We start from the raw sequence: 11,738 nt of genomic DNA on the forward strand, positions 1-11,738 counted from the left end.
ATGAGCGCAAAAGTCTGGCTGGTGGGTGCAGGTCCCGGTGATCCTGAATTACTGACCCTCAAAGCTGTTCGGGCGTTGAGAGAAGCGGATGTAGTGCTGATCGACGATCTGGTCAACGACGTGGTGCTGGAGCACTGTCCCGGCGCGCGGATAATTCCGGTGGGCAAGCGCGGCGGCTGTCGTTCAACGCCGCAAGCCTTTATCCATCGCCTGATGTTGCGTTATGCCCGTCAGGGCAAATGCGTGGTGCGCCTCAAGGGTGGCGACCCGTGCATCTTCGGGCGTGGCGGTGAAGAAGCGCAGTGGTTGCGTGAGCGTGGTGTCGAGGTTGAACTGGTCAATGGCATCACCGCCGGCCTGGCGGGCGCGACGCAATGCGATATTCCATTGACCCTGCGCGGCGTGGCACGAGGGGTGACTCTGGTGACCGCCCACACTCAGGATGACAGCAGCCTGAACTGGCAAGCGCTGGCCCAAGGCGGCACGACACTGGTGATCTACATGGGGGTGGCGAAGCTCAGCGAGATCCGTGAGCAACTGCTGGCCGGGGCAATGGCGGCAGATACGCCGGTGGCAATGATTGAAAATGCATCGTTGCCGCATCAACGGGAATGTCGAAGCAGCCTGATGGCAATGGAGGAAGATGCCTGTGCTTTCGAGTTGAAAAGCCCGGCAATCCTGGTGATTGGCGCAGTCGCAGCCAACGCCATCTCCTCCTGTGGGAGCGAGCCTGCTCGCGAAGAGGTTCTGTCCGTCGACATCAATGTTGGATATCAACGCGCCTGACGCGTCCCTCCTCACTAAATCGCAGACAAAGAAAAGCCCGGCCTAAGCCGGGCTTTTCTCAGAGCTGCGAGCTAATTACTTAGCGTGAGCTTCAACCTGCGCTTCTACGCGACGGTTAACAGCGCGACCAGCTTCAGTTTTGTTGTCAGCAACCGGGCGGGATTCGCCGTAGCCAACGGACTGAATGCGGGACGACTCAACACCGTACTGGTTGGTCAGAACTTGCTTAACGGCGTTTGCACGACGCTCGGACAGTTTCTGGTTGTAAGCGTCAGGACCGACGTTATCGGTGTGACCTTCAACAGTAGTGGTGGTGGATGGGTACTGCTTCATGAAGTCAGCCAGGTTCTTGATGTCGCCGTAGCTGTTTGGCTTGACTGCCGACTTGTTGAAGTCGAACTTCACGTCCAGCTCTACACGAACGACTTCAGCAACAGCTGGGCAGCCATCAGCGTCAACAGTAACGTTGGCTGGGGTGTCCGGGCACTTGTCAACGTTGTCGCAAACGCCATCGTTGTCGCTGTCGGAGCAGACTTCTGGAGCTGGAACCGGAGCAGCAGCAGGCTTGTTGCCGCCACCGAAGTTCACGCCCAGACCTACGGACGGGATGTAGTCCCAACGGCCGTTGTCCAGCTTGTAGTCAGCTTCTACGCCAGCACGAGCGTAAACGTTTTCAACGAAGTAGTACTTAACGCCAGCGCCAGCAGTCAGGAAAGTCGACTGGTCACGACCGGTGTGGCCGTCAGCGGCTACGTTGGTCATGCTGCCGTGCTTGACACCACCTTGAACGTAAGGACGCAGAGCGTCGCCAGCGTTGTTGAAGTGGTATTGAGCGTTCAGACCAAACTGGTCGCCTTCGATTTTCTGGTTGCCGGTGTTGTTGTTCGAACGGGTGTAGTCATCGTTGTTGTAGGTGAAGTTCAACGATACGTCGTCGGTCAAGAAGTAACCGATGGAGGCGCCAGGAGTGTAGCCGTCTTCAACGTTGTTAACGCTGTCGTTGTACTTCTTCCCGTAGTTGAGCTCGCCTTCAACTGCGCCTTGGCCTTGTGCCAGTGCGCCGAACGAAGTAGCGGCAATAAGAGTACCAATGGCCAAGCCCAAGGTGTTTTTCAGTTTCATCCGTTAAATCCCCATCTGGTGATTGTGAAGCAGTCCCGCAAACTGGGGGACAACTCGGCGGCAAGTCTAACAGAACTTGCCTACACGTAAGAGATATTTGCGCTGAACTAAGTTTCAGCAATGCCTGCAAATTTCTCACGCAATTTATCTAGAGCGCGCTTGTACCGCATTTTTGTTGCACTCAAACCCATGTGCATGATGTCTGCGATCTCCTGAAACTCCAGCTCTGCGACAAATCGTAGCACCAGAATTTCGCGGTCAATCGGGTTCACATACACCAACCAGCGATCGAGTCCACCCTTTTCCTCAGGTTTCGGCGCCTTTTCTTCGGACGCTTCCTCAAGGGGGTCAAGACTCAATGCGTCCATCAAGCGACGCTTTCGCCGTTCCTTTCGATACTGTGTGATGCACTCGTTGTACGTGATGCTATATAGCCACGTCTTGAACTTCGATTTACCTTCGAAGTTCTTCAGGCCATACAGCACCTTCAACATGACCTCCTGACAGACATCGTCTGCGTCGCGATCGTTCCCGAGATATCGTGCACACACGTTAAATAATGTTCGTTGGTAACGCCGCATCAGCTCTTCATAGGCGCGTGTTACGTGAAACAGTTCGGTATGCGAGCGCGCGACCAACTCCTCATCAGAGAGCTCGCGGGGGTCGTAGCGCATGGATAACGATTGGGTTTTATTCAAAACAAGTCGGGCCGACAGTCAGGTCAATGTCCGCCGCAGCCAGCATCAGCAGGCATTTTGCGGCGGCATACATTAGCAGGGTTTGCCGGGTTAGTGGCTACTCACATGCTGCTCAAGGAGGATCCGATTGGAAAGAGAGACTAGCTCACCCTCATCGGTCAGCAATGTGGTTTTAACCGTGCCGATCTCTTCGATCTGGCCTTCGACCTCGCCAACACGTACTTGTTGCCCAACCTGGTACAGCTCGCGCACGTAGATTCCCGCAAGAATCTGGCCGGCAATTTCCCGGCTTCCCAACCCCATGGCCAGCGCTACCGCCAGACCAACGGTTATCAACACGATCACGATCACATGGTTCAGCAGGTCAGTCTTGACCTCCAGCTGGCTGATCGCAACCGAAATACTGATGATGATCACCAGGCCCTGGGCAATTCGACCAAGCCCTGAAGCATAGTCCAGGCCCACGCCTTCTGCCGCTCCACGCACCAACCCGTTGGCCAGTTGCGCCAGCAAAACACCTACCAGCAACACCAGCGCCGCGCCGAAAACCTTCGGCAGATACAACGCTAGCATATCCAGCGTAGCTGAAACCCGCTCAAGCCCAAGTGATTCTGCGGCAGAAACCAGAAAAATAAGCAGAATGAACCAATAGACGATCTTGCCGATCAGGGTCGAGATAGGAACTTGCAGTCCAGCGCGGGACAGCAGCTTGGTCAGGCCAGTGCCGCCCATCAAGCGGTCAAGGCCCAGTTTGGCGAGCAACTTGGAGAGCAGGGTGTCCAGCAGTTTGGCCACGACAAAACCCAACAGCAGCACAACCAGTGCGCCGAACAGGTTCGGAATGAAGTTCGCAACCTTGGTCCACAACGCAGTCATTGCAGTGACGAGGCTCTGAGTCCAGAGATCAAGTTCCATATTCAATCAGCCTTATCAGCAGTGCGAGCAGCAGGTTTACGAAGACGGGATACCGGCGCGACATGGGCCGATCCGTTATTCAGGGCGATCATCAGTGCGGGCAACCAGCGCCCCAGCAGACTGAACAAATCACCGGCGCCAACCTGGCGGTTGGCGGTTTTCAGCACACGCCCCAGGCACGCATCGTCGTCCCGCGTGGACGGTGAGGCCTTGAGCATGTCGCGTAAAGACTGTTCAAACGGATCGTGCATACGCACCTCTCGTGATGTCTGTGGGAGACGCGGTCAGTTTTGCTCGGGTCACATGGTTTCCCTCAGACCCAGCACAAACGTCGGAATAACCACCACTGCCCCAGCGCCACCGAGACCATCATCAGGCAGGCGATCAGAAAGCCATAAGGGCTGGCAGAGAATGGAATGCCACCGACGTTGATCCCCAAAAGCCCGGTCAGAAAACTCATTGGCAAAAAGATCCCGGTGATGACGCCAAAGCGATACATCGTGCGATTCATGCGCACGCTCAACCGACGGTCTTCAGCTTCCAGGACCAGCCCCACCCGCTCCCGGGTCAATTCCAGCTCTTCGAGGTAGCGGGTCAGGCTGTTGTTCAATTCGTTCCAGTAATCACCATCGTCCTCGACGAACCAGGGCAACTTGATCCGCGTCAATTGCCCGAAAATATCCCGCTGCGGAGCGAGAAAACGCTTCAACGCGGCGGCCCGGCGACGGATCTGCAATACAGCACCGTGCTCCGGCGCATACCGTTCGTCGGAATCTAGCTTTTCTTCTTCCTCATCGACCACCTCCGAGAGGTCACTGACCAGATCCTGCACCTTGTTGGTGAGGTACTGCGCCATGTACAGGATGAGTTCGGAGGCTGTTTTCGGCCCTTTGCCGTCGGCCAGTTGCACCAACAGTTCTTCAGTGGCGCGCAACGGACGCAAACGCAGGGAAATGACGCGCTGTGCAGAACCGAAGATCCGCACCGACACCATGTCTTCGGGCTCGGCACCGGGGTTCAGATTGACCCCGCGCAAAAATAGCAGCAGTTCGCTGTCTGAAAGCTGTAAAAGTCGCGGACGGGTGTTTTCTTCGAGTAACAGGTCACAGCTGAATTCGCTTAGACCGCTGGATTTGCGCAACCAGGTCCGGGTTTGCGGATGACTGCGATCCCAATGCAGCCACAGGCTTTCATGGGCCTGCAGCTGCAAGTCATCGAGTTCAGTCCGGGCAATCGAACGCGCGCCGCCTCTACCGTCCAGCACCAGGGCATGCACCAGCCCCCATTGCGCGTTTTCTTCCTCGAACATCCGCACTCCTTTGGTTGGCTCAACGTTTTATTCAGGCATCTTCAGCGGGCTTGGCGAGACGATCACGCCATTGTTGTCCGCATAAATGTATTCGCCTGGACGGAACGTCACACCGGCAAACGTCACCACAACGTTGAGATCGCCGAGCCCGCGCCTGTCGGATTTCCTCGGGTGGCTGGCGAGGGCCTGAACGCCCAGATCGGTCTGCGCGACGATATCGACGTCGCGGATGCAACCGTAGATTACCAGCCCTTCCCAACCGTTTTTCGCGGCTTTCTCGGCCAGCATGTCCCCCAGCAACGCATGACGCAGGGAACCGCCACCGTCTACCACCAGCACTTTGCCATTCCCCTTGAGCTCGACCTGCTCCTTGACCCGCGAGTTGTCTTCGAAGCACTTGATGGTCACGATTTCGCCACCGAAGGAATCACGGCCGCCGAAATTGCTGAACATCGGTTCCAGCACCTGCACCAGTTCCGGATAGGCGTCGCACAGGTCAGGCGTGAGGTAATGGATCATCGAGAAACTCCTGTAAAGAGGAAGACAGCACGAACATCAGTGATGACTCAGCCACGGAAAGTGACCGGAACAGCTCAATGCGTCATATCTTAGCCGCAAGCCGATCAGAGCGAAATGCCCTTGTTAGAGCGTCAGGCTCAAACCGCCGCGGCCAAATCCCGTTGATCTCCCAACAACGGTGCCTGCTGATCCGCCAGCCAGCGGGTCACCAACGGCCAGACTTCGGCCTGGGCGGGTTTGCTGACGAGCATTTCAACATGGCCGAAATTGTCGGCGAAACCTTGGTCTCGACCCAGGTTGATAAATTGCTTGTGCTCCGAACCGAATTGCTCGAACAGTTTGCGGCACGCCCACGCAGGATCCTGATGATCACCCGCTGCGCTCACGGCGAGCACCGGCAACTTGACCTCGGCCAAACCCGCCCACCAGTTTTTCTCGGCATCGCCAAAACGCCCGAACAGGCCAAACCAACGCATGCTTTCCAGGGCCAGGCCGATCGGCTCGTCCTCCGGGCCGCGCTTGAGCCTTGAGCCGGACAACTGGGCGAAACGCTTGAGAATGAAGCGGCTGCCCCACTCCACCGGTGGAATCTTCAAGGGCCAGTAAGTGCGGCTGACCTGGGTGCCAAAAAACGCCGCCGAGGCCACGACCGACTCACCGATGTACTCGCCACCCAGCGCCGCCGCCAGGGTAATACCGCCCAGTGAGTGACCGATCCAGTGCGGGGCCTGCCCGCTCTGCTCGCGCACGAACGCGCCGATGGCCGGCAGATCATAGCGAGCGTAGTCGGCGACTCGGTTCTTGCGGTAGTCGTGGTTACGTTGGGACAGGCCGTGACCGCGCATTTCCGGAATCCACACGTCGAACCCCAATCGAGCCAGATAAGCGCCCAACCCCAGGCCCTTGGGAGAAAACCAGAACCGGCGATTGGAAAAGCTGCCGTGCAGCAGGATCACCGGCACGCCACGGGAGGACGATTCATCGGCCATGCCAAGACGCGTCACAGCCAGTTCGACGGTGAAGTCGGGGCTGTTACCGGGTTTCAAACGATAGACATCTTCGCTCAAATCGCCGCGCCGTTCGGCGCTGATCAGAGCGACAGGAAATAGGTTGCTGCTGCTTTGCATAATCTCTTGCACAAAAAAGGGCGGCATCCAGATGGAGCCCGCCCTGCTTGAATCTCAAAAAGACCGCTCCCTGTAGGAGCGAGCCTTGCTCGCGAAGAACTTCAGGACACCACGTTTATCCAGGATAAACGCGTTATCGTTGACGTCCATCGTCGGAACGCCGCCCGAAGCAAGCTCGCTCCTACAGAGAGAGCGGCCCGTTTACACCGGATCAAGCCTGCGCCTGACCCTCAGCCAGGAAGAACCAGGTTTCCAGTACGGAGTCCGGGTTCAACGAAACGCTTTCAATGCCCTGTTCCATCAGCCACTTGGCCAGGTCCGGGTGGTCCGAAGGGCCCTGACCGCAGATGCCGATGTACTTGCCGGCCTTGTTGCACGCGGCAATGGCGTTGGCCAGCAACTTCTTGACTGCCGGATTACGCTCATCGAACAGATGCGCAATGATCCCGGAGTCACGGTCCAGGCCCAGGGTCAACTGGGTCAGGTCGTTGGAGCCGATGGAGAAACCGTCGAAGAACTCGAGGAATTCTTCCGCCAGGATGGCGTTGGACGGCAGTTCGCACATCATGATCACGCGCAGGCCGTTTTCGCCACGGGCCAGGCCGTTTTCCGCCAGCAGATCGACCACCTGGCTCGCTTCGCCCAAGGTACGGACGAATGGCACCATGATTTCGACGTTGGTCAGGCCCATCTCGTTGCGCACACGCTTCAGAGCGCGGCACTCGAGCTCGAAGCAGTCGCGGAACGATTCGCTGATGTAACGCGAAGCGCCGCGGAAGCCCAGCATCGGGTTCTCTTCTTCCGGCTCGTAGAGTTTGCCGCCGATCAGGTTGGCGTATTCGTTGGACTTGAAGTCCGACAGGCGCACGATGACTTTCTTCGGCCAGAACGCAGCTGCCAGGGTGCTGATGCCTTCGACCAGTTTTTCGACGTAGAAGCCGACCGGGTCGTTGTAGCCGGCAATGCGCTTGTCGACGCTTTCCTTGATGTCCAGCGGCAGGCCGTCGTAGTTCAGCAGTGCTTTAGGGTGCACGCCGATCATGCGGTTGATGATGAACTCCAGGCGGGCCAGACCCACACCGGCGTTCGGCAGCTGCGCGAAGTCGAAGGCGCGGTCCGGGTTGCCGACGTTCATCATGATCTTGAACGGCAGCTCCGGCATGGCGTCCACGGAGTTCTTCTTGATGTCGAAGCCCAGTTCGCCTTCGAAGATGAAACCGGTGTCGCCTTCAGCACAGGAAACGGTCACGCCCTGGCCGTCTTTCAACAGCTGGGTAGCGTTGCCGCAACCCACTACTGCCGGGATACCCAGCTCACGGGCGATGATCGCCGCGTGGCAAGTACGGCCGCCACGGTTGGTGACGATGGCGCTGGCGCGTTTCATGACCGGCTCCCAGTCCGGGTCGGTCATGTCGGAAACCAGTACGTCGCCTGGCTGGACCTTGTCCATCTCGGACACGTCCTTGATGATGCGGACCTTGCCGGCGCCGATGCGCTGGCCGATGGCGCGGCCTTCCACCAGCACGGTGCCGGTCTCTTTCAACAGGTAACGTTCCATGACGTTGGCCTGGGTGCGGCTCTTCACGGTTTCCGGACGGGCCTGCACGATGTACAGCTTGCCGTCGTCACCGTCCTTGGCCCACTCGATGTCCATCGGGCACTTGTAGTGCTTCTCGATGATCATCGCCTGCTTGGCCAACTCGCTGACTTCGGCGTCGGTCAGGCAGAAGCGGGCGCGATCGGCCTTGTCCACGTCGACGGTCTTCACCGAACGACCGGCCTTGGCCTCGTCGCCGTAGATCATCTTGATGGCCTTGCTGCCCAGGTTGCGGCGCAGGATGGCCGGACGACCAGCCGCCAGTGTGCCCTTGTGGACGTAGAACTCATCCGGGTTCACCGCGCCTTGTACGACGGTTTCACCCAGGCCGTAGGCGCCGGTGATGAACACCACGTCACGGAAGCCCGATTCGGTATCGAGGGTGAACATCACGCCGGCGGTGCCGGTTTCGGAACGGACCATGCGCTGCACGCCAGCGGACAGGGCAACCAGCTTGTGGTCGAAGCCTTGGTGCACGCGATAGGAAATGGCGCGGTCGTTGAACAGCGAAGCGAACACCTCTTTGGCGGCGCGGATGACGTTTTCCACACCACGGATGTTCAGGAAGGTTTCCTGCTGGCCGGCGAAGGAAGCGTCCGGCAAGTCTTCGGCGGTGGCTGAAGAACGCACGGCCACGGCCATGTCAGGGTTGCCGGCGGACAGCGTAGCGAACGCGGTACGAATTTCGGCATTCAGTTTTTCAGGGAATTCGGCTTCCATGATCCACTGGCGGATCTGGGCACCGGTTTTGGCCAGGGCATTCACGTCATCGACGTCCAGGGCATCGAGGGCGTCGTGAATCTGCTGGTTCAGGCCGCTCAGCTCCAGAAAATCACGATAAGCCTGAGCGGTCGTGGCGAAGCCACCGGGCACCGATACACCGGCGCCTGCCAGATTGCTGATCATCTCGCCGAGGGATGCGTTCTTGCCCCCCACATGCTCTACATCATGGACGCCGAGCTTATCGAGGGAAACTACGTACTCTACCAAGGTGATCTCTCCACTAACTGTGTTGGAAAAGCTCAGAAACCGGCTGCTTAAATGAGCATTTACCGGCTATATGGCCTGGACCTGGAAAATAAGTGAGAATGCGGGCCATTGGCGGCCGGCAAATCGCGCCTATCATATCCAAGATTCGTCACTAGCTTAAGGCCCAAGGTGCAAATGAAACGATCTGCTTTCTTTATCTCCGATGGTACCGGCATTACCGCCGAAGCCCTCGGCCAAAGCCTTCTGGCGCAGTTCGAAAACATTACCTTCAGCAAAGTCACGCGTCCGTACATCGACAACGTGGACAAAGCGCGGGCCATGGTACAACAAATCAACAAAGCCGCCGAAACAGACGGCTTCCGTCCGATTATCTTCGACACCATCGTCAATCAGGACATTCGTGAGATTCTCGCAACCTCGAATGGTTTCATGATCGACATTTTCTCGACGTTCCTGGCACCGCTTGAACAGGAACTGACCGAGCATTCTTCCTACACCGTGGGCAAATCCCATTCCATCGGCTCGAACACCAATTATATGGAACGCATCGAGGCGGTGAATTTCGCCCTCGACAACGACGACGGCGCCCGCACGCACTATTACGACAAGGCCGACCTGATACTAGTGGGCGTGTCGCGATGTGGTAAGACGCCGACGTGCCTGTACATGGCCATGCAATTCGGTATCCGCGCAGCCAACTACCCGCTGACCGAAGACGACATGGAACGCCTGCAACTGCCAAACGCCCTGCGCGCCCACCAGCACAAGCTGTTCGGCCTGACCATCGACCCAGACCGCCTCACCGCGATCCGCAACGAGCGCAAGCCCAACAGCCGCTATTCGAGCTACGCCCAGTGCGAGTTCGAAGTGCGCGAGGTCGAGAACCTGTTCCGCCGCGCAAACATCCCGCACATCAACTCCACGCATTTTTCGGTGGAAGAAATATCTGCGAAAATTCTGGTGGAGAAAGGTGTGGAGCGGCGGTTCAAGTAAACCTTTATTGCCTGTTCCGGCCTCATCGCGAGCAGGCTCACTCCTACAGGGGATCTGCGGTGAACACAAATCAACTGTAGGAGCGAGCCGGCTCCGGGCGGCGTTCCGACGATTGAACGATAACGCGGTCTTTCAGGTAACAAACAAATCCACGAACCGGTTCACCGCTGTCGCCTCAAGTTTCTGCTGATCCTTGCACAGCGCAAAAATCTCTTCGCTGCGCTGAGCGGTGAATCGTGTCAGCAAGTTCGCCCTGAATTTCTCCTCCAGCAACGGGATACCTTCAACCCGGCGCCGACGATGCCCGATCGGGTATTCCACCACCACATTCTCAGTGTTCGAACCATCCTTGAAGAACACCTGCACCGCATTGGCAATCGAGCGTTTATCCGCCTCCAGGTATTCACGGGTGTAACGCGGCTCTTCGACGATGACCATTTTCTCGCGAAGCACATCGATGATTGGATGCGCCTTGTGGAAATCGTCCTCGTAGTGCTCCGCCACCAGATTGCCGAAGGCCAGCGGCACGGCGGTCATGTACTGGATGCAGTGATCGCGGTCGGCGGCGTTTGCCAATGGACCGACTTTGGAAATGATGCGAATCGCCGATTCATGGGTGGTGATGACGATCCTGTCGATTTCGTGCAGGCGATTACGCACTTGCGGATGCAAGGTCACCGCCGCTTCGCAGGCCGTTTGCGCATGGAACTCGGCGGGAAAACTGATCTTGAACAGCACGTGTTCCATTACATAACTGCCGTACGGCCGCGAGAAACTGAACCCGCGCCTGTCTTCTGGCTTGAGTGCCAGATCGCTATTGGTGTGGCTGAACAGTACGTCGTAAAAACCCCACTGCTTGGCACTCAATACGCCGGGGATGCCCATCTCGCCGCGCATCGCAATGTCCGCCAGGCGCACGCCACGACTGGACGCATCGCCCGCAGCCCAGGACTTGCGCGAGCCGGCATTCGGCGCATGCCGGTACGTGCGCAAGGCCTGACCGTCGGCAAAGGCGTGGGACAACGCCGACAACAACTGTTCGCGATTGGCGCCCATCAGCTTGGCCGCAACCGCGGTCGAGGCGACTTTCACCAGAATCACGTGATCGAGGCCGACGCGGTTGAACGAATTCTCAAGGGCGATCACCCCTTGAATCTCGTGGGCCATGATCATCGATTCAAGCACCGTGCGAACGGTCAGCGGCGCCTCGCCATTGGCCAGGCGCTTTTGCGACAGGTGGTCGGCCACCGCGAGAATACCGCCGAGGTTATCCGACGGATGTCCCCACTCGGCGGCGAGCCAGGTGTCGTTGTAGTCGAGCCAGCGCACGATGCAGCCGATGTCCCACGCCGCCTTCACCGGATCGAGCCGGTAACTGGTGCCCGGCACGCGGGCGCCGAACGGCACGACGGTGCCTTCGACCACAGGCCCCAGGTGCTTGGTGCACTCCGGGAAACGCAGGGCCAGCAAGCCGCACCCCAAGGTATCGATCAGGCAGTTACGCGCGGTATCCAGCGCCTCTTCAGACTCGATCTTGAAGTTGAGAATGTAATCGGCAATGTCCTGCAGGACCTTGTCGTAGTCCGGACGGTTGTTCAGGTCGACGTTGGCACTCATGTTCGATTCACTCTATGAAGTGGGTCGTTGATGGGACCTCGGTTCAGGGCAGCTCCTACGGGGTT

At 58.1% G+C, this 11,738-nt stretch carries 11 protein-coding genes; 2 read left to right on the forward strand and 9 right to left on the reverse strand.

The window, feature by feature from the left end; translation table 11 throughout:
* On the forward strand, positions 1 to 786 hold the full coding sequence (cobA, locus tag AC1D19_RS03350) for a uroporphyrinogen-III C-methyltransferase (RefSeq protein WP_477762391.1): 786 nt from the start codon (positions 1 to 3) through the stop codon (positions 784 to 786).
* Between the two features lie 75 nt (positions 787 to 861).
* On the opposite strand, the gene AC1D19_RS03355 is transcribed toward cobA, so the two are convergent.
* The 8 genes from AC1D19_RS03355 to ppsA all read right to left on the reverse strand — a co-directional run bounded on the left by AC1D19_RS03355 (position 862) and on the right by ppsA (position 9,063).
* Positions 862 to 1,908, reverse strand: coding sequence for an OmpA family protein (locus AC1D19_RS03355; protein ID WP_477752605.1), 1,047 nt, complete (start codon positions 1,906 to 1,908; stop codon positions 862 to 864).
* Between the two features lie 107 nt (positions 1,909 to 2,015).
* The gene (gene sigX, locus AC1D19_RS03360; RefSeq protein ID WP_081501652.1) at positions 2,016 to 2,606 is read right to left on the reverse strand and encodes an RNA polymerase sigma factor SigX; all 591 of its coding nucleotides are present in this window, start codon (positions 2,604 to 2,606) and stop codon (positions 2,016 to 2,018) included.
* Between the two features lie 90 nt (positions 2,607 to 2,696).
* A complete protein-coding gene (locus tag AC1D19_RS03365; protein ID WP_223544160.1) occupies positions 2,697 to 3,521 on the reverse strand; it encodes a mechanosensitive ion channel family protein in 825 nt (274 codons plus the stop codon).
* A gap of 2 nt (positions 3,522 to 3,523) precedes the next feature.
* Positions 3,524 to 3,772, reverse strand: a complete 249-nt coding sequence (locus AC1D19_RS03370) for a hypothetical protein (protein WP_007996720.1) — start codon at positions 3,770 to 3,772, stop codon at positions 3,524 to 3,526.
* A gap of 62 nt (positions 3,773 to 3,834) precedes the next feature.
* Positions 3,835 to 4,830 (reverse strand): zinc transporter ZntB, encoded by a 996-nt coding sequence (locus tag AC1D19_RS03375; protein ID WP_477752602.1) that lies wholly within the window; start codon positions 4,828 to 4,830, stop codon positions 3,835 to 3,837.
* Between the two features lie 27 nt (positions 4,831 to 4,857).
* Positions 4,858 to 5,346 carry a ribonuclease E activity regulator RraA gene (gene rraA, locus AC1D19_RS03380; RefSeq protein WP_477752622.1) on the reverse strand — a complete coding sequence of 163 codons (489 nt, stop codon included), beginning with the start codon at positions 5,344 to 5,346 and terminating at the stop codon, positions 4,858 to 4,860.
* 140 nt (positions 5,347 to 5,486) lie between these two features.
* Positions 5,487 to 6,476 carry an alpha/beta fold hydrolase gene (locus AC1D19_RS03385; RefSeq protein WP_477762392.1) on the reverse strand — a complete coding sequence of 330 codons (990 nt, stop codon included), beginning with the start codon at positions 6,474 to 6,476 and terminating at the stop codon, positions 5,487 to 5,489.
* Between the two features lie 211 nt (positions 6,477 to 6,687).
* Positions 6,688 to 9,063, reverse strand: coding sequence for a phosphoenolpyruvate synthase (gene ppsA, locus AC1D19_RS03390; protein ID WP_477762393.1), 2,376 nt, complete (start codon positions 9,061 to 9,063; stop codon positions 6,688 to 6,690).
* A 174-nt stretch (positions 9,064 to 9,237) separates the two neighbouring features.
* Between ppsA and ppsR the strand changes: the two genes are divergently transcribed.
* On the forward strand, positions 9,238 to 10,056 hold the full coding sequence (gene ppsR, locus AC1D19_RS03395) for a posphoenolpyruvate synthetase regulatory kinase/phosphorylase PpsR (protein ID WP_477752599.1): 819 nt from the start codon (positions 9,238 to 9,240) through the stop codon (positions 10,054 to 10,056).
* A gap of 132 nt (positions 10,057 to 10,188) precedes the next feature.
* Here ppsR and prpD read toward each other — a convergent pair whose 3' ends face one another.
* Positions 10,189 to 11,673, reverse strand: coding sequence for a 2-methylcitrate dehydratase (gene prpD, locus AC1D19_RS03400; RefSeq protein WP_477752598.1), 1,485 nt, complete (start codon positions 11,671 to 11,673; stop codon positions 10,189 to 10,191).
* Positions 11,674 to 11,738 lie beyond the last annotated feature (65 nt).

The sequence above is a fragment of the Pseudomonas sp. P1_C12 genome, from assembly GCF_056406435.1.

What these genes read in the sequence shown, in the direction of transcription:
- cobA (WP_477762391.1), top strand. Translation starts at nt 1, where the DNA reads ATGAGCGCAAAAGTCTGGCTGGTGGGTGCAGGTCCCGGTGATCCTGAA.
- AC1D19_RS03355 (WP_477752605.1), bottom strand. Translation starts at nt 1,908, where the DNA reads ATGAAACTGAAAAACACCTTGGGCTTGGCCATTGGTACTCTTATTGCC.
- AC1D19_RS03365 (WP_223544160.1), bottom strand. Translation starts at nt 3,521, where the DNA reads ATGGAACTTGATCTCTGGACTCAGAGCCTCGTCACTGCAATGACTGCG.
- AC1D19_RS03370 (WP_007996720.1), bottom strand. Translation starts at nt 3,772, where the DNA reads ATGCACGATCCGTTTGAACAGTCTTTACGCGACATGCTCAAGGCCTCA.
- AC1D19_RS03375 (WP_477752602.1), bottom strand. Translation starts at nt 4,830, where the DNA reads ATGTTCGAGGAAGAAAACGCGCAATGGGGGCTGGTGCATGCCCTGGTG.
- AC1D19_RS03385 (WP_477762392.1), bottom strand. Translation starts at nt 6,476, where the DNA reads ATGCAAAGCAGCAGCAACCTATTTCCTGTCGCTCTGATCAGCGCCGAA.
- ppsR (WP_477752599.1), top strand. Translation starts at nt 9,238, where the DNA reads ATGAAACGATCTGCTTTCTTTATCTCCGATGGTACCGGCATTACCGCC.
- prpD (WP_477752598.1), bottom strand. Translation starts at nt 11,673, where the DNA reads ATGAGTGCCAACGTCGACCTGAACAACCGTCCGGACTACGACAAGGTC.